This is a genomic window from Corynebacterium phoceense, assembly GCF_900092335.1.
GTDB classification, from domain to species: Bacteria; Actinomycetota; Actinomycetes; order Mycobacteriales; family Mycobacteriaceae; genus Corynebacterium; species Corynebacterium phoceense.
On sequence record NZ_LT596208.1, the window covers coordinates 629,598 to 656,435 of the forward strand.

Here is a 26,838-nt window from a genome sequence, read left to right on the forward strand (position 1 = left end):
CCGGCGATGATATTCATGAGCGTCGTCTTACCGGCGCCATTTTCGCCGATGATGGCGGAGATCGTGCCGGCCGGGAAGACCGTCGTGTGGTCGCCGTGGGACACCGTGACCGCGGCCGCTGAGTCCGGTGCGGTGAGCTCGCGCAGGCGCGCGGAATCGAGACACCCCAGCTCGCGGGCGCGCTGGCGCGGAGTCTTGCGGACCAGCGTCGGCACGCCAGCCACCGCGAGCGAGACGATGGCGAGCGCGATGAGGATGGCTGAGAGCACGTAGGCGTTTTCGGTGCTTACTTCGCGCTCGAGGTAGATGCCCAGCGGCATCGTGCGCGTAATTCCAGGCATGGAACCGGCGAAGGTGATGGTCGTACCGAACTCACCCAGGGACCGTGCGAAGGCGAGCGCGGCGCCCGTGAGGATGGCTGGGGCCGTCATGGGTGCGGTGATTTTGCCCAGAATCTGCCACTGCGTGAGCCCAATGCCGTGCGCCGAGGCGAGGATCTCCCCGTCGATTTGGCGCAGTGCCGTGTCGACGGCGACCACAACGAAAGGCAGCGCGACAAAGATATGCGCCAACACGACGCCGGAGAAGTCGAAGGCGAATTGGATGCCGAGGGCGTCGAGTATCGGGGCGAGCAGTCCGCGGCGCCCGAAAGCTGCGGTCAACGCGAGGCCTGCGACGACCGGAGGCATGGCCAGTGGCACGTAGACAAGCAGGCGCACGATGGATGCGCCGCGGCGCAGGTTGTGCAGCCACACGGCCAGCCCCACACCGAGTGCTACCGCGATGACTGTTGCTTGTGCGGCTGCCGCGAGCGTGATGATGAGCATCTCGCGGGTCTCGGCACGCGCGGCAATCTCGACGAAGCGTCCCCACGGCACGCGCAGGCCCAAGGCGATGATGGGCCCTACAATATACGCCACTGCCGCGATACCCAGCACGGTGAAGACGACCGGCGTCGCTACTGGAGCGCGGCGCAGGCGAAGCGGGGATTCGAGGTCAGTGGCGTTCATGTAAACAGCAGGTGGGGGTATCCGGGAACTAATCAGCCGGGGTGAAACCGAACTCCGTCCACGTGGAATCGAAGTCATCGGCGAGCGTATTCAACAGCTTAGTCGCCGCGTCCTTGTGCTCGGAATCCTTGACGGTGGCGCCCAGGATGGAGTTGGTGAACTTCTCGGCTCCCGGAATCTCGATGACCTCGACGGCATCACCGGCGGCTGCGGCGTCCGTGGAGTAGACCCAGCCTGCGTCGGCCTCGCCAGAGGTGACCTTGCCCAGCACGTCCGCGACCTGGCTCTCGAGCGAGTCTGCCTTGAGGTCGAGGTCCTTGTCGTCCATGATCTTCGTCGAGACGTCGCCGCACGGCACGGTGGGGTCGCAGAGCACGAAGGTCGTGTCCTCGTTCACGTCATCAAGGGACGTGATTCCCGCCGGGTTGCCCTTGGGCACGACCATGACCATGACGTTTTCGGCTAGCGTCTGCGGCTCGTCTACGGTGCCGTCCGCGACGGCTTGGTCCATCGTCTTCTTCGATGCAGTGAGCAACAGGTCCGCCGGAGCGCCCTCCTTGATCTGCTGGACGAGCGCAGCCGAACCACCGTTGTTGAAGGTGAGCGTGGCCGGGATGTCTGCCGCGGCCTTCTCCATGGCCTCGTTGAGGACGCGCGTCGAGGACGCGGCGAAGAGAGCCAGCTGCACGGATTCGGCGGCATCGGAAGCCGGGGTGTCAGAGGACCCGGAATTATCGGACGACGCAGACGCGGCTGTGTCGGCCGAGCCGGTGCTCGAGTCCTTCTGCTGAGTCGGGGAGCAGGCGCTCAAGGTGACGGCGGTGGCAGAGGCTGCAAGGACGGCGAGAAGCGGACGGATAAGACGCATGAGTGAACTTTCTGCAGAGGCGAGTAATGGGTTCAAGTTTAGTGGGTGCAAATACAAATATCTGATGAAAAACGCACCATCGCCCCGCACTGTGGGGCGGGGCGATGGTGCGAAGGCAGGGGAGTTTACGCGGTGCGCGTGAACTTGATGTGCACCTCCTGCGGCTCCTTCTTGAGGTACTCGAGCTCGAAGTCCTCCTCGCGGGCCTCGATCTCGCGCAGCAGCGGGATTGGGTCATGCGGGGCGACGAGCACCATGGACTCACCCACGTTGAGGGTGCCCAGCGCACCATGAATGGCGCCGTGGCGCACGACGTGCGGAATCGTGGTGGCATCGAGGGTCGGGATGTTGTTGCCCTTGTGGGCGTCAGAGATGGGCAGCTGCATGGCTGTGGTCCTTTCGGTTGATATTCGCTTTTATCTTAGGCTCAATATTAGTACGATAAAAGTCGTGAAAAATAATCGAGCCACGCAGAACGTCGCGCACCGGATGGCGTTCCTTGCCGTCGCGGGCGCGTCGCTCCTCGTCGGTCTCGCCGCCGGCGCCTCGTTGCTCGGCTTTACGTGGGGGNCGTGCGCACGTCCTGGGCGTGGGCGGGACCGGCGTTCCACGTCCTGGGCGTCGTGACGTTGCTCGCGGGCCTGCCGCGTGCCGTGCCCGCAGCCGCCTTTGCCGCTTCGTTCCTCGTCCTCGGCGCGATATACACCGAGATTTACCGCCACCGTCAGCCCATGCTCGCCGTGCTCGTGCAGGCCGTCGGCGTGCTCGGCGGAGTCTCCGCGGCCGTCCAGTGGGCCACCACCGGCGGATTCGCCGCCGCGATGCCGCTCGCGGTGCTCTACGCCGTGGCGACCATCCTGGGTGAACGCATGGAGCTCGCGCGGCTTACCATGTCCGGCGCCCGCGCCGGAGGTTCGCTCGCCGCACTCGTGTTGGCACTCGCCGCCGCGGCGGTGCTCTTCCTCGCCAACCCGGCCATTGGCTACCGCGTCATGGGGCTCACCCTCGTCGCGTGTGCGGCCCGCGCGGCCCAGCTCGACGTCGCGAAGAACCTCGTGCGGTCCACCGGCCTGCCGCGCTATACGGCCATCGCGATGCTCGCCGGCTACGGCTGGCTCGCCCTTGGCGGCGTGTTCTGGCTGGCCTTCGGGCCGGACGTGACGGGCTTTGCCTACGATGCATCCATCCACGCGGTCTTCCTGGGCTTCGTCATCTCCATGATCTTCGCCCACGCGCCGACCATTTTGACCTCGGTCATCCGGCGCAAGCTCCCGTATCACCCGGCGCTCTACGTGCCGCTCATCCTGTTGCACCTGGGACTGGCCCTGCGCATCTACGCGGATCTGCGCCAGTACGCCGGGGCCTATCAATCGGGCGGGCTCGCGACCATCCTCGCGGTGCTCGTGTTCTTAGTTACCGGCATAATTCTTACCTGGAAGGAGGCGCGTCATGGAGATAGGACTCGGCCCCAGCGCACCGCAACCACGGCTTAAAGCGCAGGCCGCGCCGTTGAGCGACGTCTCGCTCGCAGGCCGCCGCCGCTGGCACACGCTGGCCTTCGCGGTCATCGCGCTGTGGATTTTTATTGGCATGGGCTACGTCATCGCCCGCCAATTCGGCGCACCTGTCATCTGGTGGGAGCTCATCCACCCGTTTACCATCGGCGCGCTCACCACGGCGATCATCGTCTATTCCACGCACTTCGCCGAGGCGCTCACCCGCACCGCGACACAGGATTACCGCGCCGTTGCCGCGCGCGTGGCGCTCGTCCAGGTGGGACTCCTCCTCCTGCTCATCGACCGCGCGGGCTATGACTGGGGCCCGCTTGCCGATGCCGCCTCGCTCCTCATCATTGCCTCCCTCGCGTGGCACATCTGGGCCATCGCGCGCGCTCTGCGCGGTTCGCTCGCCGGGTCCTTCGCCGTCACCGTGCCCTTTTACATCGCGGCCGCCGCCTTCATGATCGTCGCCGTCGTCTGCGCCGTGCTCGCCGGGCGGGGAGTGGGCAACTATTCCTCGCTCATCGCGGCCCACCAACGCGCGGCGGTCTGGGGCTTTGCCTTGCTCACCATCGTCGGCACCGTGGTGACGCTGCTGCCCACCCTCTCCAGCACGAAGATTTCGCCCACCGCCCGCGCCCGCTGCCTGCGTGCGCTCACGGTGCATTGCAGTGGGCTTTCGGCCGCCGTCGTGTGCTACGCGCTCGGCCTGCCCGTGCCCGCGGGCATTGCGCAGCTGCTCACTGTGCTCGCCAGTGCGCTCGTAATCGCGCCGGTCGTGTCGGGCGTGCTGGGCGGGGCGCCGCAGGTAACGGCGGCATCGGCAAGCGTGCTGGCCGGAGTGTTCTGGATGGTGGCGCTCAACGCTGCCGATGCCGCCTCAGTCCTGGCCGGAGCCTTCCCCCGGGCAGTCACCCTCGTGCTCATGCCGGCCTTCGTGGGCGGCGGGCTGCTCCAGCTCGTTACGGGCGTGCTCACGCACCTGCTGCCCACGCTGCGCGGTGGTGGGCGTGAGGCCGTTTACGAAGGGCGTCGACGCGGCACGTTCGCGGCGCCCGCGCGTGTGGTGCTGGTCAACCTTGGCGCGCTCATTACGCTTACCGGCCCAGCACTGGCCGGGATTATCATGATGGGGTTAGGCCTCATCGGTCACGTGGCGGCTATCTGCTGGTCGCTGAAAGTTAGGAAGTCCGCATGACGAATCTTATGTCCCCGCAACCCTCCCAACCGTCCCAGCCGGCTCAACCGGCGAAGTCGAACGCCAACGGCTGGGCCGCCTGGCTGCTCATTGGCCTCGCCATCGCGGCCGTGGTCGTGCTCGCCGTGGTGAACACGACGGCAACGAACAAGGCCTCATCGCCGGCGGCTCCGGTCGCGGCATCTGGAGACGATGTCGTTGTCGATGTCACCGTGGACGGCATGGCCTTCGTGCCGAATTCCGTGGACGTGCCCGCGGGCTCGCGCCTCATCGTGAACTTCACGAACACCGGCGACAAGGTCCACGACTTGAAGATCGGCGATAACGAGACCGGCCGCATCGAGCCGGGCAAGTCCGCGCAGCTCGACGCGGGCGTCATCACGGAGGACATCAAGGGCATCTGCACGATTGCTGGCCACGAGATGCAGGGCATGACGTTCATGGTGCATGCGACGGGTGCGAACTCCGAAGCCTCATCTGGTGAGCACAACCATGCCGTCGCCGGTGCCTCCAACCCGTTTGTCACCGTGCCGTCTGCCGCGGACCGCACGAAGAAGCGCGACGATTTCCAGGCGCGCGACGCCGCTCTGGCACCGTCGACGGGCACGGTCCACGAGGAGACGTGGGAGATGACCGAGGAAGTCCGCGAGGTCGCGCCGGGCGTGAAACAAGTGCAGTGGCTCTTTAACGGCCAAGCCCCGGGTCCGACGCTTCACGGTAAGGTGGGTGACACGTTCAAGATCACGCTTGTCAACAACGGCACCATGGGCCATTCCGTCGACTTCCACGCCGGCGAGGTCAACCCCGACACCACCATGGCGACCATCGAGCCCGGCGAGGAGCTCACCTACGAGTTCACCGCCAACCGCTCGGGAATCTGGATGTATCACTGCTCGACCGACCCGATGAGCCTCCACATCGCCAACGGCATGATGGGCGCGGTCATCATCGACCCGGTCGGCGACGACGCCCTGAGCGACGTTGACGGCGAGTACACGTTCGTGGCCTCCGACGTCTTCCTCGGCGACCAAGCCATCGGTGCCAACCCCGACCGCGTCGCGAACGGTGACTTCGACCTCATGGCGTTTAACGGCTACCCCAACCAGTACGACCTCGAGCCGCTGCACGCCAAAGTCGGCGAGACCGTCCGCCTGTGGGTCCTTAACGTCGGCCCGGACCAGCCGCTGAGCTTCCACGTCGTGGGCGAGCAGTTTGACACCGTCTACAAGGAGGGCACGTACCTCATCCGCGACGAGAAGCGGACCGGCTCGCAGGCCCTCGATCTCCTGCCTGCGCAAGGCGGCTTCGTGGAGATGACCTTCAACGAGCCCGGCACGTACAGCTTCGTCAACCACATCATGACGAACGCTGAGAAGGGCCAGCACGGCAAGATCATCGTCACCGAGTAGACCGCAGCCACCTGGCACCCGAGACACCGCGCCCCGGTTCGAGGCGCGGTGTCTTTGTGTCTTCCTATCACGGGGCGGAAGTTGTGGCCGCCGACGGTGCCCAAGAGCGGCACATGTAGGGACTTAGACGGCGTAAAGACACAGGGCAGGGATCGGGAAACGCCCGCGCTCCTGTGCGAGGAGAGCGGGCGTTGGTGGGGCAGGGCGCCGGTTAGGCGCCGTGCGAAGGTGTCTCGGACTTGTCGAGCTGGGAGTGGTGGTTGCGCACCGGCTCCCAGGCGACGTGGCGGCGCATGTCCGTCGCGCGGGAATCGCGGGAGCGGTAGACCACATACGGGCGCGTGACGTAGCCGACCGGCGCGGAGAACGCGTGGACCAGGCGGGTGTACGGCCACACGGCGATGATGGTGAAGCCAGCGAGGACGTGGAGCTTGAACTGCCAGGGGACGTCAACCATCGTCTCCGGGTGGATATTGAACACGATGAGGTCGCGCAGCCACGGCGAGATGGTCTCACGGTAGTCGTAGCCTTGCGGGCCGCCGAAGACCTGGGTGGAGAACGTCGCGATGGTGCCCGAGAGCAGCGCCAGGCCCAGGAAGACGTACATCACCTTGTCCGACTTCGAGGTGGACAGGAAAACGGAGCGGTTGACGATGCGGCGGTAGAGCAGGCCACAGAAGCCGAGGACCACGGCGACGGCGGCGATGGAGCCGGGGATCGTCGCGATGAGGTGGTAGGCGTGGTCGCTGATGCCGACGGCACGGGTCCAGGACTTGGGCATTGCCAGGCCCATGAGGTGGCCGATGACGACGAAGACCATGCCCCAGTGGAAGAGCGGGGAGGACAGACGCAGCAGCTTGGATTCGTAAATCTGGGACGAGTGCGTGGTCCAGCCGAACTGGTCGGTGCGCCAGCGCCAGAAGATGCCCACGAAGAAGGCGGCGATAGCGAGCCACGGGAACGCACCCCAGAGGAAGTTATTGAAATGTTCCATGGTGGATCCTTAATGAATGTCGGGTTGAGCGGTGGGGAAGGGAAGATCGGCGATACCCACCATCTCAGCGGGCGGGCCGGTGCGGATAAGGTCAACGTATTTCTGCGCGGTCTCCTCGTCGACGTCGGGCAGGGCCTTGCATAGCGCGACGATGAGGTGCGAATACGGCGAGCCAAGCTGCTCCAGCGCGGCGCGGAGCACCTCAATGCCTTCACGATAGCTGGCGAGCATCTCCACCGCGCGGGCATGCGGCTCGCCCTCGGTGTAGGCGAGTGCCTCGAGCATGACGCAGAGGTGGTCTGGCATCTCATCGGAGTCGAGCTCAAAGCCCAAAGACTTGAGCTGCTCACCGATGGACAAGATGGCCATGCCACGCTGACGCGTATCGCCCACCGCGTAGTAGGTGAGGAAGAGCGAGCAACGGCGGCGCTGGTCGAAGATCTCGACGTAGTGCTCCTCGAGCCCACGCAGGCCGGTCGAGCGCGCCCAGTCCGCAAAGGTCATGAAGTCAGTCGCAATCGCCATGGGCAGCTCACCAAGCTGCTCCTGGACGATGTCGAGGCGCTCGAGGTAATCCTCGCCCGGGTAACGCAGCAGCACGGAGGCGGCCATGGCGACGATGCGCCGCTGGTCGTCGGTAACCGCGACGGGCGCGACGAGTGTTGCTGGAACCTTACCGGTATGCGTGCGCACGGTGCGCTTGACGTCGGCGGCGCCACCCATGCTGCCGATGCCGGCGGGCGTGCCGAAGCCCGCGGGGGCATCGTCAGGCTGGGGCACCGGCATGCGCGCGGCGAGCTTTTCGAAGATACCCATTTAGCGCTCCGGGAACATGGAGTCCGGGCGGTCGCCCGTCCAGCTGAGCAAGGAGACCTTGCCTTCCGATGCCGCCGCACCCTCGGTGTGGCAGGCTTCCGGAGCGCCCATGCCGAGGTCATGGAAGACATCGTCGCTGGCGCGGGACGGGTCGACGTTGCCGAAGGGATCGAGCGAGGCGATGCCGCGCGGGGTCTCCGGGGACGCAGTCGGGATGACGTAGCGGTCATCGTACTTCGCGATGGACAGCAGACGGTACATGGAGAGCATGTCCTCGCCGGTCATGCCGACGGCCTGTGCGATCTCTTCCTGCGGTTCGTTGCCCAGGTTGATATCACGCATGTAGGAACGCATGGCGACGAGGCGGCGCAGGGACTTCTCGACGGGCACCGTGTCGCCGGCCGTGAACAGGCCTGCGAGGTACTCGAGCGGGATGCGCATATTCGACAAGGCGGAGAAGAGGATCTTGTGGTCCTCGCCGTCGTTGCCGGACTTGGTCACCTGGTCGACGATGGGGGACAGTGGCGGGATGTACCAGACCATGGGCAGCGTGCGGTACTCCGGGTGGAGCGGCAGTGCCAGACCGTACTTGAAGATGAGGTCGTAGATGGGCGAGTTCTGCGCGGCATCGATCCAGGAGTGCGGGATGCCCGCAGCCTGGGCGGCCTTGACGACCTCCGGGTCGTGCGGGTCGAGCATGATGGACTTCTGTGCCTCGAAGAGGTCCTTCTCGTCCGGGACGGATGCGGCCTCGGCGACGCGGTCAGCGTCGTAGAGGATGACGCCGAGGTAGCGCAGGCGGCCCACGCAGGTCTCGGAGCAGACGGTCGGCTGGCCGACCTCAAGGCGCGGGTAGCAGAGAGTACATTTCTCAGCCTTGCCGGTCTTGTGGTTGAAGTAAACCTTCTTGTAGGGGCAGCCGGAGACGCACATACGCCAGCCGCGGCACTGGTCCTGGTCAACGAGGACGATGCCGTCCTCGGCGCGCTTGTACATGGCACCGGACGGGCAGGAGGACACGCAGGTGGGGTTCATGCAGTGCTCGCAGATGCGCGGCAGGTAGAACATGAACGAATCCTCGATCTCCTTCTTCACGGAGAGATTCATCTTGTGCAGCGTGGGGTCTGCGTCCATCGTGGTGGTGGAGCCGCCGAGGTTATCGTCCCAGTTGGAGGACCACTCAATCTTGTTGATCTCGCGGCCGTCGATCTGGGAGACCGGCTTGGCGGTGGGCTGGGTCTTCTGCCCGGCCTTGGCACCCATGAGGTCCTCGTACTGGTAGCTCCACGGCTCGTAGTAGTCCTGGATGGTGGGCAGGTTCGGATTGTGGAAGATGGTGGCCAGCTTCTTCAAGCGTCCGCCCGCCTTGGGCTTGAGCTTGCCGGAGGAGGTGAGCTCCCAGCCGCCCTTCCACTTCTCCTGGTCCTCCCAGGTGCGCGGGTAGCCCAGACCCGGACGGGTCTCGACGTTGTTGAACCAGATGTACTCGGTGCCTTCGCGGTTGGTCCATGCCTGCTTACAGGTGACTGAACACGTGTGGCAACCGATGCACTTGTCCAGGTTCATAATCATGGAGATTTGGGCCATGACCTTCATTAGTACGTAACCTCCTGGGAACGACGGCGCACGCGCGTGACCTCGTCACGGTTGTTGCCGGTTGGGCCGATGTAGTTGAAGTGGTAGGTGAGCTGGCCGTAGCCGCCCGCGATGTGAACCGGCTTGATGGAAATACGCGTGAGCGAGTTGTGCGTACCGCCGCGGCGGCCAGTGTGCTCGTTGAGCGGCGTACCCACTGTGCGTTCCTGGGCGTGGTTCATAATCATCGTGCCCTCCGGGATGCGGTGGGAGACGATGGCGCGGGCGGAGACGATGCCGTTGCGGTTGTAGACCTCGACCCATTCGTTGTCCGCGACGCCAATCTTCTTGGCGTCCTTGTCGGACATCCACACGACCTGGCCACCGCGGGAGATGGACAGCACGTGCAGGTTGTCGAAGTACTGCGAGTGGATGGACCACTTGTTGTGTGTGGTGAGGTAACGCAGGGTCACCTCGGCCTCGCCGCGGTCGTTGGTCAGCTGCTGGCCCGGCTCGAACTCGCCGTGCATGCGCAGGTGGTCGAGCGGCGGGCGGAAGACCGGCAGCGACTCGCCGTAGTCCATGAACCAGTCATGGTCGATGTAGTAGTGCATGCGGCCAGTGATAGTGTGCCACGGCTTGTCGAATTCGACGTTGATGCTAAACGCCGTGTAGCGACGGCCATTGCGCTTATCTGCGGTCCACTCCGGGGAGGTGATGATCTCGGTCGGACGCTCCTTGATGGAGTCCCATGTGATGCGCACATCCTCGTCAGCGGTGCCGAGCGGGGTGAGGTCCTTGCCGGTACGCGACGAGAGGAACTCGAAGCCCTGCTTGGCGAGCTCGCCGTTGGAGACGCCGGACAGATGCAGGATGGCGTCGATGACCTTGGTGTCCTTCGTGAGATCCACGAGCTCGCCCATGGAGGTCTTCTCGGTGCCGCAGATGAGCTTAAGCTCTTCGACCTGCTTCTCCACGTTGAATTTCGTGCCGTGGACGCCGGTGCCGGCCTTGGCCGACAGCGGGCCCAAGTGGGTCCACTTCTCGTAGATCTTCGTGTAGTCGCGCTCGATGGTGGCGATCTTCGGCATGGTCAGCCCCGGGACGAGGCCGACTTCCTTGATATCGGGGACGATTCCGCGGGCCATGCCCATCTCATCCGGGGTGTCGTGGTGGCTCGGCTGCGTGACCACGTCGGTTTGCGTGCCCAGCCACTTCACAGCCATCGCGGACAGCGAGGCAGCGAGGTCACGGAAGACCTCGAAGTCCGTGCGTGCCTCCCACGGCGGGTTAATCGCCGCGTTGAAGGAGTGCAGGTACGGGTGCATATCCGTCGAGGACATGTCGTGCTTCTCATACCAGGTGGCGGCTGGGAGCACGATGTCGGAGACGAGCGTCGTGGATGTGTTGCGGAAATCCGTGGTCAGCATGAGGTCGAGCTTGCCCTCAGGCGCGTCGTCGACCCAGGTGATGGACTTCGGGCGCTCCTCCGGGGAGAGCTCGGCCGCGGTGGCGTCCGAGTCCACGCCCAGCAGATGGCGCAGGAAGAATTCCGTGCCCTTGGCGGAAGAACCCAGCAGGTTCGTGCGCCAGTTGAGCAGGATGCGCGGCCAGTTTTCCTTGGCCGACGGGTTGTTGTAGGAGAACTCGAGGTCGCCGGATTCCAGCTGGTTGACAACGTAATCCTTGATGTCCTGGCCAGCGGCCTTGGCCTCGTCCGCGAGGAGCAGCGAGTTCTTGTTGAACTGCGGGTAGGAGGGCATCCAGCCGCGGGTCATGGCCTCGACCATCGTGTCGGCGACCATCTTGTCTTCGATGGAGCCGTGGCTAGCCAGCGGCGAGCCCAGGTGCGAGGCGTGCGAGTTGTCGTAGCGGTACTGCTCCGTGGCGAAGTAGTAGAAGCCGGTGGAAATCATGTGGCGCGGCGGACGTTGCCAGTCCGTGCCCATGGCCCACTGGGTCCAGCCGTTGATGGCGCGCAGCTTCTCCTGGCCCACGTAGTGAGCCCAGCCGCCGCCGTTAACACCCTGCGTGCCACACATGGAGGTGAGCGCCAGGAATGTGCGGTAGATAGTGTCCGCGTGGAAGTAGTGGTTGACGCCGGCGCCCATGATGATCTGGGAGCGGCCCTGTGAATCTGCGGCGTTCTGCGCGAACTCGCGGCCGATGCGGATGCAGGTCTCAGCGGCGACGCCGGTGAGCTCTTCCTGCCAAGCCGGGGTGCCGACCTCGGAGGCATCGTAGAAGTCCTTGGGCCAGGACCCCGGGAGATTGAGCTCCTCGCGGTTGACGCCATAGTGGGCGAGCAACACGTCGAAGACGGTGGTCACGAGCTGGCCGTCGACCTCGCGGACCGGGACGCCACGGTGGACAACGCCGGCGCCGATCGGCTTATCGGTGCCCACATCGCTCGGGTCAGCATCGAGGTCGAAGCGCGGGAAGAGCACCTCGGCGGTGGAGTAGGAGTCGGTCTCCGCGATGGACATGACCGGATCGGCGTTGCCCAATGAGAGGTTCCACTTGGAGGATTCCATGTCCCAGCGGTCTGCCATCGTGCCGCCCGGGTCGACGACCTTGCCGTCTTCTTCCATGACGAGCGTGCGGTAGGCGGCATTGGGGGAGCCGTTGAGGGAGGCATCGGAAAGCTGGGCAGCGGTGAGGAACTTTCCTGGGGTGTACGTGCCATCCCCGCGGTCCTCGAGGGTGATCAGGAACGGTGAGTCCGTGAACTTACGCATGTAGTTCATGAAATACGGTTCCTGGCGCTCGACGTGGAACTTCTTGAGAATGACGTGGCCCATGGCGAACGCGAGGGCGGCGTCGGTGCCCGGGTTGATCTGCGCCCACTCGTCGGCGAACTTCGTGTTATCTGCGAAGTCCGGGGAGACGACAACGACCTTGGTGCCGCGGTAGCGGGACTCGACCATGAAGTGGGAGTCCGGCGTACGGGTCACCGGAATGTTGGAGCCCCACATCATGAGGTAGGACGAGTTGTACCAGTCGCCCGACTCCGGGACGTCCGTCTGGTCGCCGAAGGTCTGCGGGGAGGCCGGCGGAAGGTCGGCGTACCAGTCATAGAAGGAGAGTGCTACGCCGCCGATGTGCTGAAGGAAGCGCGAACCAGCACCGTAGGAGACCTGCGACATGGCCGGAATAACGGTGAAGCCGAAGATGCGGTCTGGGCCGTGCTCACGAATGGTGTAGACGTGTGCCGCGGCGGCCATCTCGATGGCCTCCTCGTAGGTAATGCGGATGAGTCCGCCCTTGCCGCGCTGCGAGATATAGGCCGCGCGCTTGTCCGGGTCTTCCTGGATGGCGCGCCAGGCGAGGACCGGGTCTCCGGTCTTCTTCTTTTCCTCGCGGTACATGTCGACGAGCACGCCACGGGCGTACGGGTAGCGCACGCGGGTGGGCGAGTAGGTGTACCAGGAGAAGGATGCACCACGCGGGCAGCCGCGCGGTTCGTATTCCGGCATGTCATTGCCGGTGGTGGGGTAGTCCACTGCCTGGGACTCCCAGGTGATGACGCCGTCTTTGACATAGACCTTCCACGAGCAGGAACCGGTGCAGTTCACGCCGTGGGTGGAACGGACCATTTTGTCGAAGGCCCAGCGGTTGCGGTAGAAGACATCAGCCTGGCGGCCGCCCTGGAGGAACAGCTGCTGGCCGGAGTCGCTGGCCTCGCCGTGGCGCAGGTAGGCACCCAGCTTGAACAGCGGGTTGAGTTTGCCATTCTGGGGCTCAACGTGAGTAGTCATGGGTGAAAATACTCCTAGGAAGTTGGTTTAGCCGGGGAACGGAGCGTTGGGGCGGGCGTAGTAGATCCACACGAGCGCCGTGGTGATGATGAAGTAGACCACGCAGCCCCAGAAGAACGTAGCCGCAGGCATGGCGGAAAGCAGCACACCCACGACGAACGGGCCGAAGGCACCAATGGCACCGGTCCAGCCGATGACGCCGCCAGCCTGGCGGGCCGGGAGGATCATAGGCATCTGCTTGAAGGTGCCGGCGTTAGCGAGACCCGTGAAGAAGAACATGATGAGCATGCAGGTGAGGAACCACTTGAACTCGCTCGGGTCGCTCGGGTTGAGGAAGAGCGCGGAGGCTGCGGTGAAGACCGTCATGCCGAGGCAGCCGATGAAAGTCCAGATGGCGCCGCCGAACTTATCGCACAGTGGGCCCCAGAGTGCGCGGACGAGTGCGCCGATGAGTGGGCCGAGGAAGGCGTAGGTCGCGCCCTTGGGCAGGTTCTCGAAGGTGCCTGCGAAAGAGGAGTTAGCGCCGTAGATGTTGTTGATGAGCAGTGCCATCTGAGCCGCGAAGCCGGAGAACGCACCGAAAGTCATGAGGTAGACGATGGTGAGGATCCACGTGTTCTTATTGCCGAAGATGTCGATCTGCTGGCGGAAGTTGGCCTTGATCGGCACGTCCTTGAGCATGGTCCACGCGAGGATAGCTCCGACGAGGGCCCACGGCACGAGGAAGATAGCCGGGTTGTGCACGAAGATATCGCCCTCATCCGTGCGCTGCGGCGCCACGAAGCCGATGCCCAGGAGCGTAAAGCCCATGAGCCACGGCGCGACGAGCTGAATGAAGGAGATACCGAAGTTACCGATACCGGCCTGGATGCCCAGCGCGGTGCCCGACATGCGCTTGGGGAAGAAGTAGCCGGTAGACGGCATAAAACCGGAAAAGACGCCGCCGCCGACGCCGGAGAGGAAGGCCAGCACCATGAACCACCAGAACGGGGTCGAGGTGTTTTGCACGGCGAAGAACCAGCCGAGCATCGGGATGATAAACAGCAGGGAGGACAGCGTCACGAGCTTGCGCGTGCCGATGATCGGCGGCAGGAACATGAACAGCAGTCGGAACAGGCCGCAGGCGAGGCCCGAGATGGAGGTGAGCCAGTACAGCTGGCTCTTCGACAGATCGAAGCCGATCTGGTTGAGCATCGGCGCGATGGCGGATACCAAGTACCACGTGGCGAAGCCGATGATGAGGATAAAAGTGGAGAGCCAGAGGGTCTTCCACGCGATCTTGGAATCCCAGTGGTCTGGATCTTCCGGGTTCCACCCTTGAATGGTAGAACCGGAGGTATCGAGAGCAGTCATTATTTTCCTTGCCATATCTCGTAGAAAAGGGCTCCTATCCAATTTATCGTGGTTTATGCTGGAGCATGACCTTTTTTACGGGTTCTTCCGTGTTTAATTACGGCATGAAAATGTTGCGAAAATAATTCACTCGCGCCCGGTGCAGGTTAACTTGAAGAAGGTCACCCTAAGTTTTGTTTACGTTTGAATGTGTTGAATTTGTCACACATTGTGTACGGAATTGAAGGAGTCAGATATGACGCCCACCACGGCCGCCATCATCGTTACCGCCGACAGGATTCTCAGCGGCGAAAAGCCCAATACGGCGGGGGAACTCGCGGCGGCGCTTTTGGTAGATNCGGCGAAAAGCCCAATACGGCGGGTGAACTCGCGGCGTCGCTTATGGTAGATGCGGGCTTCGAAGTGGGCTCCCACGTCGTGATCGCGGAAGGCTACGCCCGTGTTGCGGAGGCGCTGCGCGCCGAGGTGCGCGCTGGCACGCACGTTATCGTCGTCATCGGCGGCACGGGCGTAGGCACCACGAATTACACACCAGAAGTCACCGCGGAGTTTGTCACCGCGCGGCTTACCGGCCTGGAGACCCAAGTCTTGCTCAAGGGGCTGGAGTCCTCGCACAAGGCGGGGCTGTCGCGTGGAATCATCGGCATGACGGATCGCGGCGGTGGATCGCTCATCATCAACTCGGCGTCCTCGCGCGGCGCGGTCGCTGACACGCTTGGTGTGGTGCTGCCACTCGTGGGGGATATCTTCCGGGACGCCCGTTAGGCCTTCAGTATTAGGTCTTCAGTGTTAGGCCTTCAGCCTTCGACTAGGTTGAGGCGCGGGCAGCCCAGGCACACAATTCGGCGGGGGTGTCGTAGTCGACTTCGGCACCAGTGCCGGGCACGCGGACAAGGGCGCCGGGGGCGGCGCGCAGGAGACGGCGCGCGGATGTATTGTGCGGCGAACCTAGCGCCGCCAGCGCGGCCGCAAGCGCGTCCGCGTTCCACAGCGCGATGAGCGGCTGGATGCGTGAGCCGGTCTTGGCGACGGCTGCCGATGCCCCCGGTGCGGCGTCGAGGGCCGCTACCAGGCGGGGAAGCATGCGCGGAGAATCGGGCGCATCGACGGAGAGCACCGCGACCCGCGGGGTGTCGAGCGCGTGGAAGCCGGTGGCGATGCCGGCGACGGGACCGCCAAAGAGCGGAGACTCGCAGACTTGCGGCAGACCCAGCGGGTACGGCGAGACCACCGCGGTGGGCGTGCCGTAGGGCAGCGCGGCGAGCACGTGGTCAATAAGGCGCGCGCCGCGCGCGGTGACGGAGCCTTTATCCACGCCGCCCATGCGTGTGCCGCGTCCGCCGGCGAGGACGATGACTCCGGTTGTGGGGCGCATTACTCAGCGGCCGGGATTTCGGCGAGCTCCGGCAGCTCGCGAGACCAATCGCCGGAGCGGCCCCCGGACTTGGCGACGATGCCCGTACGGCGAATGTAGGCGGCGCGGTCGACGCCCTTGACCATGTCGATGACGGCGAGCGCCGCGACGGAGACGGCGGTGAGTGCTTCCATCTCTACGCCCGTGCGGTCTGCGGTGCGCACGGTGGCTTCAATGAAGACGCAGTCCTCGCGCAGCTCAAGGTCGACCGCGGCGCCGTGGACGCCGATAGTGTGGGCGAGAGGAAGGAGNAGGACGTCGCCCTTGGGCACCGTGCCGTCGCGCAGCGCGGCAAGGACCTCCGGCGAGCAGTAGACCTCGCCGCAGGCGGTGGCCGTGCGCACGGTGGGCTTCTTTTCCGTGACGTCGACCATGTAGGCGGCGCCGGCGTCGTTGAGGTGAGTGAACTTCATGAGGGCTCCAATCAGTGGGAAATCTGGGGGTTAGTAAAAGTAGACGTCGACGGATGCGCCGTCTGGGAGCGTGGATTCGAGGACAGCGTAGCCGTGTGTGCCGGCGAGCGAGCCGACGAGGTGACTGCCCACGTGGCGGCCGCTAAAGGGCGTGGCTCGCGGCGGCGAGACGGTGAAGTCCAGGCGCACGGGCACTATGAGGACGCGGTCGCGTACGCGCGGGAATTCAGCGTCGGGCTGGGCGACAACGCGCGGGGCAGGGGCGTTGGGCAGACCGCGCAGGCGCCGCAGGACCGGCGCACCGTAGAGATGGAAGGACACGAAAGCCGCCACGGGATTGCCCGGGAAGGAGAGTACGGGCACGCCACGCCACGTCGAGGCGCCCTGTGGCGCGCCGGGTTTCTGGCAGACCTCGCCGAACCAGGCGTCAGGCGAGGCGCCGAGGACCTCGTGAACAACGTCGAAGGCACCGGCGGACACGCCACCGGAGGTGATGATGAGATCGACCCCGGCAGCGGCGAGCGAATCGAGCTCCGCCGCGAGCGCCTCGGGTGAGTCCACGACGTGACGGTACGTGACCTCACTGGCGCCAGCAACGCGGGCGAGCTCAGCGAGCATGGGGGCATTGGAATTGGGAAGCGCCCCAGCCGGGAGCGAGGAGAGCGCCGCGGCGTCGGTCGCCGTGAGCAGCTCGGAGCCGGACGTCACGACGGCGACGGACGGCGCCGGGTAGGCAGAAACCGAGGCGACGCCTGCCGACACGAGCGCGGCGAGGGTGGGCGCATCCGCAGGCGTGCCAGCAGTCGCCGCGGGGTGGCCGGGCTGGAGGCTATCGCCCGCGCGCCGGATATGCGAGCGCTCGCCCAGCCTAAAAACAGTGACCGACTCTGGCAGCGGGTGCGGGCCGGACGGAATGTTGGTGTCCTCGACCGGGATGACGGCAAGTCCGGAAGGATCTCCGGTGGGTGCGCCCGTCATAATGCGCACGGCGTGGCCAGCAGGCACGGACAGCGGCGCGGAGCCCGCGGGGACATCGCCTGCGACGGGCAGCGTCCACGGGCCTTTGCCCTTGAGATCGGCACGGCGGACGAGGAAGCCATCCATTGCCGAGTTATCGAAAGGCGGGACGGGGAAACGTGCAGGAGCGTCAGCAGCGAGAACGCGGCCAGGCAGCTCCGCGAGCGGTGTGTCGACGGGCATGGCCGGATGTGCTAGCGCGAGGACGCGCGCGCGGTGCGCAGCGATGGTAATGGACATAGATGTCTACGTTAGCCGCCAATGGCGGACATAGGACGATCTGGTTGCAAGAAGCCTTCGTCGTTGACGCCGTGGCCCGGCAGCTTGGCCCACATCTCGCCGGCCCAGGCGGTCATGAGCTCCTCGTCGGTGGCACCCGCACGCATGAGGTCGCGCAGGGACGTCTCCGAGTTGCCGAAGAGGCAGTTGCGCACCGCGCCATCCGTGGTAAGCCGCGTGCGGTCGCAGTCGCCGCAGAAAGGATGCGTCACCGAGGCGATGATGCCGATCGTGCCGTGGAGGGTGCCGTCGTGGGAGGTTACCTCCCACAGTTCGGCCGGGGCGGAGCCGCGCGGCTCGCGGGCCGGGGTAAGTTCCAAGTCTTCGCGCAGGTAATCGAGGATTTGGTCCGCCGTGACGAGCTGGTCGCGGCGCCACTTCTCACGCGGACCCAGCGGCATCTGTTCGATGAAGCGCAGCTGCGCGCCGTGCTCGAGGCAGAAGCGGGCGAGCGGGACGATGCCGTCCTCATTAACGCCCGGCATGACCACGGCGTTGACCTTGACGGGGTGAAGGCCCGCTTCGCTCGCGGCAGCGATGGCCTTGAAGACATCCTTGATACGGTCGCGGCGGGTGAGCTGCGCGTAGAGCTCGCGGTCGATGGTGTCGAGCGAGATGTTCACGCGGTCGAGGCCCGCCTCCTTGAGCGCTTCAATGCGGCGGGGTAGGCCTAGACCGTTGGTGGTGAGCGCGATGGTGGGCGCGACACCTTCGTCAGTGCGCAGCTGCTTGGTTGCCGCGATGATTTTCTCCAGGGACTTGCGCAGTAGCGGCTCGCCGCCGGTAAAACGCACCTGGCGAATACCGAGACGTTCGACGCCCAAGCGGATAAGGCGGATGGTCTCCTCGTCGGAGAGGGTGTGTTCCGTGGGCATCCAATCGAGGCCCTCGGCGGGCATGCAGTACGTGCAGCGCAGATTGCAGCGGTCAGTCAGGGAGACGCGCAGGTCGCGCGCGACGCGGCCGTAGCGGTCGATGAGCGCGCGCGAACCGTCCGCATGAGCTGCGGGCATATCCGCGGGTGGCGTGGGAGCGCCGCCGATGCGCGGCAGCGGAAGTGCGACGCGGGTGAGTTGAGACGGGGAAGTCATAGGGTTTCCACCATAGCTTGGACGTGGGCACGGGTATAAACAATATAACGCGAGTTTGTTCGTGTTTATTCCCTGGGCGTGTCGAGCTGCCGTAAGTAGTGCTGACCCACCGAGAGTGCTCTCCCCGCAATAACGGGATTTCGCGGAAACGGCGGCGCAGCATCCAGGCCGTCACGGCGAGCGTGGTGAGCACGGAGCCGGTGATGATGCTCAGCGTCGCCCCGTTAATGCCGGAAGCGGCGACGGCCAGCCTAGAATTCCTCCGCTTCGAACTCGTCGAACTCGGGACGGTGGGTCTCGCCCGGACCGGAGAGGCGAATGATGTTGTACTCACCTTCGGCCAGGTGCATGCGCAGGTCCTTCTTATCGAATTTATCCACGGAGGTCTTATCAATGGACTTCACGAAGGTCCAGTATTCCGGCAGCATCCAGCTGGGTAGCTCCTTGCGCATCGCGTCGCGCAGGGACTCAGCCGTCTCAATGGTGGGGGAAGTCTGCGGGTCGAGCACGGTGACGGCGAGCGGACGTTCGCCCCACTGCTTATCCGGGTAGCCGATGACGGCGGCCTCGATAACGCGCGGGTCAGACATGATGAGGTTTTCCAGCTGGACCGAGTAGATCCACTCGCCGCCGGAGCGAATGACGTCGCGGGCGCGGTCCTCGATGGTGAGGAAGCCGTCGTGTGTGACGGAGCCAACGTCGCCGGTGCGCAGCCAGCCATCTGCGGTGAACTTGGAGGCGGCGTTCTCCACAGCCTTGCCGCGGAACTCGCTGGCCGGGCCACCCGAAGAAGCCGTGGGGGAGTCGTAGTAGGACGCGGTGACGAGGTTGCCCCGCACCTGAATCTCGCCGGAGTTGCGGTCCGTCTTGGGCACGACTTGGCCGTCGTTGACCACGCGGTACTGTAACGAGGCGGGAATGCGCCCCTGGGAGATGCGGTAGGCCCAGCGCGCCGGGCCGTTGACGCCCTGCGGTGGGCGGGCGACGGAGCCCACGGTGGAGGTTTCCACCATTCCCCACACGTGGATGACGTCCACGCCGTAGCGTTCCTCCCAGACCTTGATGAGCTGCGGCGGCACCGGCGAGCCGCCCGCGTAGATCTCAGTGAGCGACATGCGCTCCGGCGGGTTTTGCATGTAGTGGACGATGAGCTGGAGCCAAATAGTGGGCGCGCCGTGCGCCACGCGCGGGTGGGTCGCAGCGATGAGCTTGGACAGCGTGGGTGCCGAGACATCCGAGTCCGGAAGAACCAACGGGGTGCCCGTCATAAACGCTGCAAAGGGTACGCCCCAGCTGAGCACGTGATAGATGGGGATGCAGCATAAGAAGGTCTCGCCGTGCGTGACGCACAGCGAATCCGAGGAACGCAGCTGCATGGCCTCCAAGTAAATGGAGCGGTGGGAGTAGACCACGCCCTTGGGCGCGCCGGTCGTACCCGTGGAGTAGCACAGCGCCGCCGCAGTGCGCTCGTCGAGCTCCGGCCAGCGGTAGCGCGAGGACTTGCCGTCGAGGAGCTGCTCGTAGGAGTACGTCGCGACGCTGCGGGGTATGTGGAGGGCGGCATCGGCAAGCCCGACCGAGCCAGTAAAGACCACGGACTCGACCTCCGGCGCGCCGCTTAAGATACGCTTCAGCTGCACGGCCAAGCGCGGGTCCGCAACGATGACCTTTGCCTGCGAGTGGTTGATGATGTGGCGAATCTGGTCATTCATGAGCTGCTTATTAAGCGGCACGAAGACCGCGCCCTTACACGCTGTGCCGAAGAGAATCTCCAGGTGCTCCGCGCAATTCCACATTAGCGTGGCCACGCGCTCGTCGCCGGTAACCCCCAGGTCTTCGTGCAACGCATGCGCCCACGCCGCCGCACGCGCTCCGATATCGGCAAACGTTGCGACCTCTTGTGGCTCCTCGCCCGCGGCCGTGTCCCCACGCCACGTGGTCACCGGGGTGGCCCCGTGGACCGTGGACCCGTAGTCCAAGATGCGTGAGATATTCAGCGGCACGTCCTGCATCGTCGAAAGCATGCCCTTTATGGTAGCCGCACACCTGCCACGCGTGGGTGCCTGTTGCGACATGGGGCGAGCGGTGATCTATACTGGGTGGCGACTGTGCGGATTGTGACGGTCGCCCCCCTTTGACGCGCTGCACTCGGCGTGCTCGGCTCGAAGACTCGTGGCGCCGCTGTCCCCGCGAATTTCATTCCACCAGTCACCCGATTTCTACTCATGGCCGCGTGTGTCTTCACTCACGGGTAACGCGTTTCGCACCGTGATTGCGTCCATGGGCATTCATAGACATTGTTTGAAGATGGCTCCCTGGGCCTTATCGCACGTGCGTGCGCGGCGATCCCACCCATGGCCCGGGGAGAAACGAAAGGATATCCGTGAGCACTACGGACACCACCGCAGCCGCTGACCTTGCGTCGATGAAGCTGCCGGAACTGCGCAAGCTCGCCGCCGAGCGCGGCCTCAAGGGCATTTCGGGCCTGCGCAAGGGGGAACTCATTGAGGCGTTGACCACGGGCACCGCGCCGAAGCGCGCTAAGGCTGCCAAGGCTGCCGATGCCCCCGCGACCTCCGCGCCCAAGCGCAACGTCCTAGGCGGCGACAGCCCGCGCCGCGTCCCGCGCAAGGCTGCCTCCGAAAACGCTTCTGTCTCTGCAGCCGTAGAAAATGCCGCTGAGCAGGAGCCGCAGGAGCAGGCCAACCAGGGTGAGAAGCAGGACGGCGGCGATAACCGCACCTACGAGTCCCGCTCTCAGGCCCGCCGCGCCCGCCGCAATCGTGCGCGCCGCGAGGCCCGCAACGAGCAGGGGGAGAACGGTGCGCAGGACGACGACTCGAAGAAGTCCCTGCGCGAGCGCAGCCGCGTCGGCGACGACGAGGCTGCACAGGACTCCTCTGCCGACTCCAACGCGGGCGATAGCGCTGAGCGTTCTTNCGCGGTGGCAACGACGGTCAGGGTGGCAACAATCACGGCGGCAACGGCGATCTGCAGGTCCGCGAGGGCGACGAGCTGCAGGCCGTGGGCGGCATCCTTGAGGTCGTCGACAACAACGTGGCCTTCCTGCGCACGACCGGCTACCACGCCGCGGGCAGCGACGTCTTCGTCAACAACAACTTGGTGCGCCGCTTGGGTCTGCGCTCCGGCGACGCTGTGACCGGCCAGGTCAAGGTCGGAGCTGGTACTAAGACGCTGGGCAACGGCCGTAACCGCCGCAAGTACAACCAGCTCGTGCAGGTCGACTCCGTCAACGGCCTCGACCCGCAGACGGCGAAGGATCGCCCAGAGTTTAGCAAGCTCACGCCGCTCTACCCGAACCAGCGCCTGCGCCTAGAGACGGATCCCAAGATCCTCACCACGCGCGTCATCGACCTCATCATGCCGATTGGTAAGGGACAGCGCGCGCTCATCGTCTCCCCGCCGAAGGCCGGTAAGACGACCATTCTGCAGAACATCGCGAATGCGATTTCCACGAATAACCCGGAGTGCTACCTCATGGTTGTCCTCGTTGACGAGCGTCCTGAGGAAGTCACGGATATGCAGCGCAGCGTCAAAGGCGAGGTCATTGCCTCGACCTTCGACCGTCCGCCGTCAGAGCACACCGCCGTCGCGGAGCTGGCCATCGAGCGCGCCAAGCGCCTCGTGGAGCAGGGCAAGGACGTCGTCGTCCTCCTCGACTCCATTACCCGTCTGGGCCGCGCGTACAACAACTCGTCCCCGGCCTCGGGCCGCATCCTTTCCGGTGGTGTGGACTCCAACGCGCTCTACCCGCCGAAGCGCTTCCTGGGTGCTGCGCGCAACATCGAAAACGGCGGCTCGCTCACCATCATCGCCACCGCGATGGTGGAGACCGGCTCCACGGGTGACACGGTCATCTTCGAGGAGTTCAAGGGCACCGGTAACGCGGAGCTCAAGCTGGACCGCGCGATTTCCGAGCGCCGCATCTTCCCGGCCGTCGACGTTAACCCGTCCGGCACCCGTAAGGACGAGCTCCTGCTCGTCCCAGAGGAGGCGCGGATCATGACGAAGCTGCGTCGCATCCTCTCTGGCCTCGACTCGTTCGCGGCCATTGACCTGCTTATCAAGCAGCTCAAGAAGACCAAATCGAATGGCGAGTTCCTCATGCAGATCGCCAGCTCCGCGCCCATGGTCGCGGACAAGGATGTGGAGGATTACGTCTAATGGCTAGCCAAGTTTCCCTCGTTGACGACATCGTCTCCGAGTACCAAGGCATCGAAATGCAGATGGCCGACCCTGAGGTGGCCGGTGATCAAAAGATGTTCCGCAAGCTGTCCAAACGCTATGCGGAGCTTCGTCCCATCGTGAGCATCAACAATGAGCTCGTACAGGCTCGCGAGGATCTCGCGGACGCCAAGGAGATGGCCTACGAGGACCACGACTTCCAGGCGGAGGTCGACCGCCTCGAGCCGCTCGTGGTCGAGCTCGAAGAAAAGCTCGCTGACTTGCTCGCGCCCCGCGACGAGCACGATGGCGACGACATCATTATGGAGATCAAGGCTGGCGCCGGTGGCGAAGAGGCCGCCCTCTTCGCTGGCGACCTAGCCCGCATGTACGAGCGCTTCGCCGATAAGGCCGGCTTCGCGTGGGAGGTCCTCGGCCTCAACGAATCCGACCTGGGCGGCGTGAAGGACATGTCCATCTCCTTCAAGTCCAAGACCCCGTCGCGCGACGGCGCCTGGTCCGTCTTCAAATTCGAGGGCGGCGTACACCGCGTCCAGCGCGTGCCGGTTACCGAATCCCAGGGCCGCATCCAGACCTCCGCGGCCGGCGTGCTCGTCTACCCGGAGCCGGACGAGATCGAGTCTGTCAGCATCGACGAGAAGGATATCCGCGTCGACGTCTACCGTTCTTCCGGTAAGGGCGGCCAGGGTGTTAACACGACCGACTCGGCCGTGCGTATCACCCACCTGCCCACCGGCCTGGTTGTGACCTGTCAGAAGGAACGCTCCCAGATCCAGAACAAGGCGCGTGCCCTGCAGGTTCTGCAGGCCCGACTAGACCAGATGGAGCGCGAGGCCCGCGAGGCCGAGGCCGGCGAACAGCGCGCTTCCCAGGTGCGCACCATGGACCGTTCCGAGCGCATCCGCACCTACAACTGGCCGGAGAACCGCATCACGGACCACCGCATTGGCTACAAGGCCAATAATCTGGACCACGTGTTGAACGGCGACATGCAGGATCTCATCACGGCCCTGCAGGCCCAGGAGCGCGCCGAGCGCCTCGAGGCCGAGGACTAAACGGTGCCCCACACCTACGGACAGGCGCTTCGCAGTGCTGCGGAGCGCCTTCGCGCGTCTGGTGTGTCCAGCCCCGAGTGGGACGCGAGACTCATGGCCGCGTATCTCATACACACCGGACACATGGATATTCCTCTCCATGAGAAACCCATGCCCGGCTTCGACGTCGCCTATGAGGCACTCGTCTCCCGCCGTGAACGCCGCGAGCCGCTCCAGCACGTCCTTGGCATCGCCTGGTTCGGACCCCTGGAACTCGAGGTCGGCCCCGGTGTGTTCATCCCGCGTCCAGAGACCGAGGTCCTCGCGGAGTGGGCGGTGCGCTCGCTCCGCACCGCGCGCGCAGCGAGCGGGACGCCGCTGGTGGTGGACTTGTGCACCGGCTCCGGAGCTTTGGCAGCGTATATCGCGCACGAGGTCCCGAACACCCGGGTTTATGCCGTCGAGCTTTCCGATGCCGCCTTCTCCTACGCCCAACGCAACCTCGCCGACTCCGGCGTGACGCTCATCCAAGGCGATGTCACGGATCCCGAAATCCTGGCGGAGCTTAATGGTAGCGTTGACCTCATCGTGACGAACCCGCCCTACGTTCCAGAGACCGATGACCTGGAGCCGGAGGTCTACGCCGACCCGCACGAGGCGGTCTTCTCCGGTGCAGACGGCATGACGCTCATTCGACAGATGGTGCCGGCGGTGTCCCGCTTGCTGAAACCGTGCGGCCGCGTGGGCATCGAACACGACGATACGACCAGTTCCTTGGTCCAGGCCGCGCTGCATGACGCCGGGGGATTTACAGCAATTAAACCCCTCACGGATCTCACGGGCACACCACGCTTCGTGACTGCCCTACGAGACGAGTAAGCTAGTCCGGGTTAACAGGAACGCACCCCATTAACCGTCCCCACACACCGTCAAGGCTGGAGAATCCTTAGACATGCAAGGAAAGATTTATAACTGCGCCGATGAGGCCACCCGTGCCGAGGGCATCGCTGAAGCCGTCAAGGCCGCGAAGTCTGGGCGCCTGGTCGTCATGCCGACGGATACCCTCTACGGCATCGGCTGCGATGCCTTCGACAACGACGCCGTAGCGAGCCTGCTCGCTGCGAAACACCGCGGCCCGGATATGCCGGTGCCGGTGCTCGTCGGTTCCTGGGATACGTACAAGGGGCTCGTCGCGTCGATGACGGATACCATGCAGCTGCTCGTCGAGGCCTTCTGGCCGGGCGGACTGTCCATCGTCGTTCCGCAGGCTCCCAGCCTGCCGTGGAACCTGGGCGATACCCGCGGCACCGTGATGCTGCGCATGCCCTTGCAGCCCGTCGCTATCGAGCTGCTCCGCGAGGTCGGTCCTATGGCTGTGTCCTCTGCCAACATCTCGGGGCACACTCCGCCGACCACGGCCATCGCCGCCAAGCAGCAGCTGGGTAAGGCCGTGTCCGTGTACCTTGACGGGGGAGAGGCCGCCATCGGCAAGCCGTCGACCATCGTCGACCTGTCCCAGGCGCACCCGTACCTCCTGCGCGAAGGCGCGATTTCTGCCGAGCAGATTTCTGAGGTCATCAGTGTTCCTGCGGAGACTCTGCGCACGCGTCCGTAACTGGCCGTCCGCGACTAACCGTTCAAAACTGATACTGCCCGGCGCCGATTTCCCTGTGGAATAGAGCGCGACATGACGAAGGAAGAAAGATAGATGGCTGGAACCGGCGTACCGCTGCGTGAGCTTGGTCTCGTGCTGCTCGTCGCCGCCGCCATCACGTACTTGTGCACTGGCGCGGTGCGCTCGTTGCTTGTTCGCACCGGCCGCGTGGCGGAGATCCGCCAGCGCGACGCCCACTCGCAACCCACCCCGCAGCTGGGCGGCGTGGCGATGTTTACCGGTTTTATCGCGGCCATCTTTCTTGCCCAACAGCTTCCAGCCTTGACGCGCGGGTTTATGCCCGTCACCCCGGAGATGACCGCGGTCCTCTGGTCGGCCGCCGCCATCGTCCTGGTCGGCATCATCGATGACCTCTACGAACTGTCTGCCATGGTCAAGCTCGTGGGACAGGTGGTCGCCGCCGGCGTCATGAGTGTGCTGGGGCTGAGCTGGACTCTCTTCTTCGTCCCGGCAGGCGATGGAACGACCATTGTCCTCGACCAAGTCCAGTCCACACTCTTTACTGTGTTCATTACGGTGTTGCTCATCAACGCGATCAACTTCGTCGATGGCCTGGATGGGCTGGCTGCGGGCCTGGGCATGATCGCAGGAGCCGCAATCCTCATCTTCTCCTTGACCGTCCTGCATGACCAAGGTGGCGCGGTCTCGGCGTACCCGCCGGCCATCATCGCGGCGGCGCTCGTGGGCATTTGTTCCGGAATCCTTCCGCACAACTTTGAGCCTTCCCGCATCTTCATGGGAGATACCGGCGCCATGCTCATCGGCTTGCTGCTCGCCGCTGCGTCGACCTCGGCCTCGGGCAAGATCAACATGTCGCTCTATGGCGGCGTGGACATGGTGGCTCTCATGAGCCCCTTAATCGTGGTGGCGGCCGCAGTCTTTGTGCCCGTGCTCGACCTCGTGTGGGCCGTCGTACGCCGCGTCTCGCACGGCAAATCCCCGTTCGCAGCGGACAAGCTCCATATCCACCACCGCCTGCTCTCCCTGGGACACACACATCGCCGAACGGTGCTCGTGCTCTACATGTGGGTCTCTGCTGTGGCTTTTGGTGCAGTGAGTTTCTCTATCGTGCCGCCGGCGGCTGCAGTGACGTTTACCATCGTCGCGCTAGTCCTCGCTTTCGTTGCGACCCTCATTCCGCTGCGACAAGGCAAGATCGGCCGACAGCGTCGACCGACAACGGTCGTGGAGCACGTCCATCCGGCCTAAGCGACTTAAGCATTGGGGGA

The 26,838-nt window shown here is 64.7% G+C and carries 21 protein-coding genes and 1 pseudogene; 9 read left to right on the forward strand and 13 right to left on the reverse strand.

Annotation, left to right across the window (positions count from 1 at the left end; genetic code table 11):
• From BN9444_RS15135 to BN9444_RS07105, 3 genes are all read right to left on the reverse strand, one after another.
• Window positions 1-1,010: molybdate ABC transporter permease subunit (locus tag BN9444_RS15135; protein ID WP_233423609.1), on the reverse strand; the 1,010-nt coding region annotated here is incomplete at its 3' end.
• 28 nt (window positions 1,011-1,038) lie between these two features.
• Entirely contained in the window at window positions 1,039-1,869 is an 831-nt protein-coding gene (gene modA, locus BN9444_RS07100) for a molybdate ABC transporter substrate-binding protein (RefSeq protein ID WP_420888718.1), read from the reverse strand.
• A gap of 134 nt (window positions 1,870-2,003) precedes the next feature.
• Window positions 2,004-2,264, reverse strand: a complete 261-nt coding sequence (locus BN9444_RS07105) for a DUF2249 domain-containing protein (RefSeq protein WP_068801656.1) — start codon at window positions 2,262-2,264, stop codon at window positions 2,004-2,006.
• A gap of 186 nt (window positions 2,265-2,450) precedes the next feature.
• On the opposite strand from BN9444_RS07105, the gene BN9444_RS07110 reads away from it, so the two are divergent.
• From BN9444_RS07110 to BN9444_RS07120, 3 genes are read left to right on the forward strand one after another with little or no spacing between them, the layout of a single operon-like run.
• The gene (locus BN9444_RS07110) at window positions 2,451-3,371 is read left to right on the forward strand and encodes a hypothetical protein (RefSeq protein ID WP_233423561.1); all 921 of its coding nucleotides are present in this window, start codon (window positions 2,451-2,453) and stop codon (window positions 3,369-3,371) included.
• Complete coding sequence (locus BN9444_RS07115; RefSeq protein WP_066509372.1) at window positions 3,328-4,575, forward strand: beta-carotene 15,15'-monooxygenase; 1,248 nt, start codon at window positions 3,328-3,330, stop codon at window positions 4,573-4,575. Before BN9444_RS07110 ends, BN9444_RS07115 begins: the two co-directional genes overlap by 44 nt.
• A complete protein-coding gene (locus BN9444_RS07120) occupies window positions 4,572-5,984 on the forward strand; it encodes a multicopper oxidase domain-containing protein (RefSeq protein WP_068801657.1) in 1,413 nt (470 codons plus the stop codon). Before BN9444_RS07115 ends, BN9444_RS07120 begins: the two co-directional genes overlap by 4 nt.
• A 211-nt stretch (window positions 5,985-6,195) precedes the next feature.
• Here the strand turns inward: BN9444_RS07120 and narI are convergent, their stop codons facing one another.
• Genes narI through BN9444_RS07145 form a run of 5 tightly spaced genes read right to left on the reverse strand, consistent with a single transcriptional unit; the run spans window position 6,196 to window position 14,480 of the window.
• Entirely contained in the window at window positions 6,196-6,978 is a 783-nt protein-coding gene (gene narI / locus BN9444_RS07125) for a respiratory nitrate reductase subunit gamma (RefSeq protein WP_066490788.1), read from the reverse strand.
• A gap of 9 nt (window positions 6,979-6,987) precedes the next feature.
• Window positions 6,988-7,794: a nitrate reductase molybdenum cofactor assembly chaperone gene (gene narJ / locus BN9444_RS07130; RefSeq protein ID WP_068801658.1), complete on the reverse strand. Its 807-nt coding sequence runs from the start codon at window positions 7,792-7,794 to the stop codon at window positions 6,988-6,990.
• Window positions 7,795-9,390 (reverse strand): nitrate reductase subunit beta, encoded by a 1,596-nt coding sequence (gene narH, locus BN9444_RS07135; RefSeq protein WP_066490795.1) that lies wholly within the window; start codon window positions 9,388-9,390, stop codon window positions 7,795-7,797. It abuts the gene before it with no gap.
• Window positions 9,390-13,127, reverse strand: a complete 3,738-nt coding sequence (locus BN9444_RS07140) for a nitrate reductase subunit alpha (protein WP_068801659.1) — start codon at window positions 13,125-13,127, stop codon at window positions 9,390-9,392. Before BN9444_RS07140 ends, narH begins: the two co-directional genes overlap by 1 nt.
• A 27-nt stretch (window positions 13,128-13,154) precedes the next feature.
• Window positions 13,155-14,480, reverse strand: coding sequence for a nitrate/nitrite transporter (locus BN9444_RS07145; protein WP_066509389.1), 1,326 nt, complete (start codon window positions 14,478-14,480; stop codon window positions 13,155-13,157).
• Between the two features lie 381 nt (window positions 14,481-14,861).
• Between BN9444_RS07145 and BN9444_RS07150 the strand changes: the two genes are divergently transcribed.
• Window positions 14,862-15,245, forward strand: coding sequence for a molybdopterin-binding protein (locus tag BN9444_RS07150; protein ID WP_084759273.1), 384 nt, complete (start codon window positions 14,862-14,864; stop codon window positions 15,243-15,245).
• A gap of 43 nt (window positions 15,246-15,288) precedes the next feature.
• Here BN9444_RS07150 and mobA read toward each other — a convergent pair whose 3' ends face one another.
• From mobA to BN9444_RS07175, 5 genes are all read right to left on the reverse strand, one after another.
• Window positions 15,289-15,855 carry a molybdenum cofactor guanylyltransferase gene (mobA, locus tag BN9444_RS07155; protein ID WP_068801660.1) on the reverse strand — a complete coding sequence of 189 codons (567 nt, stop codon included), beginning with the start codon at window positions 15,853-15,855 and terminating at the stop codon, window positions 15,289-15,291.
• Entirely contained in the window at window positions 15,855-16,307 is a 453-nt protein-coding gene (gene moaC, locus BN9444_RS07160) for a cyclic pyranopterin monophosphate synthase (protein WP_068801661.1), read from the reverse strand. The genes mobA and moaC overlap by 1 nt, the downstream gene beginning before the upstream one ends.
• Window positions 16,308-16,337: 30 nt before the next feature.
• On the reverse strand, window positions 16,338-17,564 hold the full coding sequence (locus tag BN9444_RS07165) for a molybdopterin molybdotransferase MoeA (protein ID WP_068801662.1): 1,227 nt from the start codon (window positions 17,562-17,564) through the stop codon (window positions 16,338-16,340).
• Window positions 17,565-17,575: 11 nt separating this feature from the next.
• The gene (moaA, locus tag BN9444_RS07170; protein WP_068801663.1) at window positions 17,576-18,694 is read right to left on the reverse strand and encodes a GTP 3',8-cyclase MoaA; all 1,119 of its coding nucleotides are present in this window, start codon (window positions 18,692-18,694) and stop codon (window positions 17,576-17,578) included.
• Between the two features lie 251 nt (window positions 18,695-18,945).
• Window positions 18,946-20,718, reverse strand: a complete 1,773-nt coding sequence (locus BN9444_RS07175) for a long-chain fatty-acid--CoA ligase (RefSeq protein WP_068801664.1) — start codon at window positions 20,716-20,718, stop codon at window positions 18,946-18,948.
• A gap of 401 nt (window positions 20,719-21,119) precedes the next feature.
• Between BN9444_RS07175 and rho the strand changes: the two are divergent.
• From rho to BN9444_RS07200, 5 genes and pseudogenes are all read left to right on the forward strand, one after another.
• Window positions 21,120-22,879, forward strand: a pseudogene (gene rho, locus BN9444_RS07180) (transcription termination factor Rho).
• Window positions 22,879-23,955 (forward strand): peptide chain release factor 1, encoded by a 1,077-nt coding sequence (prfA, locus tag BN9444_RS07185; protein WP_066509399.1) that lies wholly within the window; start codon window positions 22,879-22,881, stop codon window positions 23,953-23,955. The pseudogene rho and the gene prfA overlap by 1 nt, the downstream one beginning before the upstream one ends.
• 3 nt (window positions 23,956-23,958) lie before the next feature.
• Window positions 23,959-24,813, forward strand: a complete 855-nt coding sequence (prmC, locus tag BN9444_RS07190; protein ID WP_068801665.1) for a peptide chain release factor N(5)-glutamine methyltransferase — start codon at window positions 23,959-23,961, stop codon at window positions 24,811-24,813.
• Window positions 24,814-24,886: 73 nt separating this feature from the next.
• A complete protein-coding gene (locus BN9444_RS07195) occupies window positions 24,887-25,549 on the forward strand; it encodes an L-threonylcarbamoyladenylate synthase (protein WP_068801666.1) in 663 nt (220 codons plus the stop codon).
• Window positions 25,550-25,642: 93 nt separating this feature from the next.
• On the forward strand, window positions 25,643-26,818 hold the full coding sequence (locus BN9444_RS07200; protein WP_068801667.1) for an MraY family glycosyltransferase: 1,176 nt from the start codon (window positions 25,643-25,645) through the stop codon (window positions 26,816-26,818).
• Window positions 26,819-26,838 lie beyond the last annotated feature (20 nt).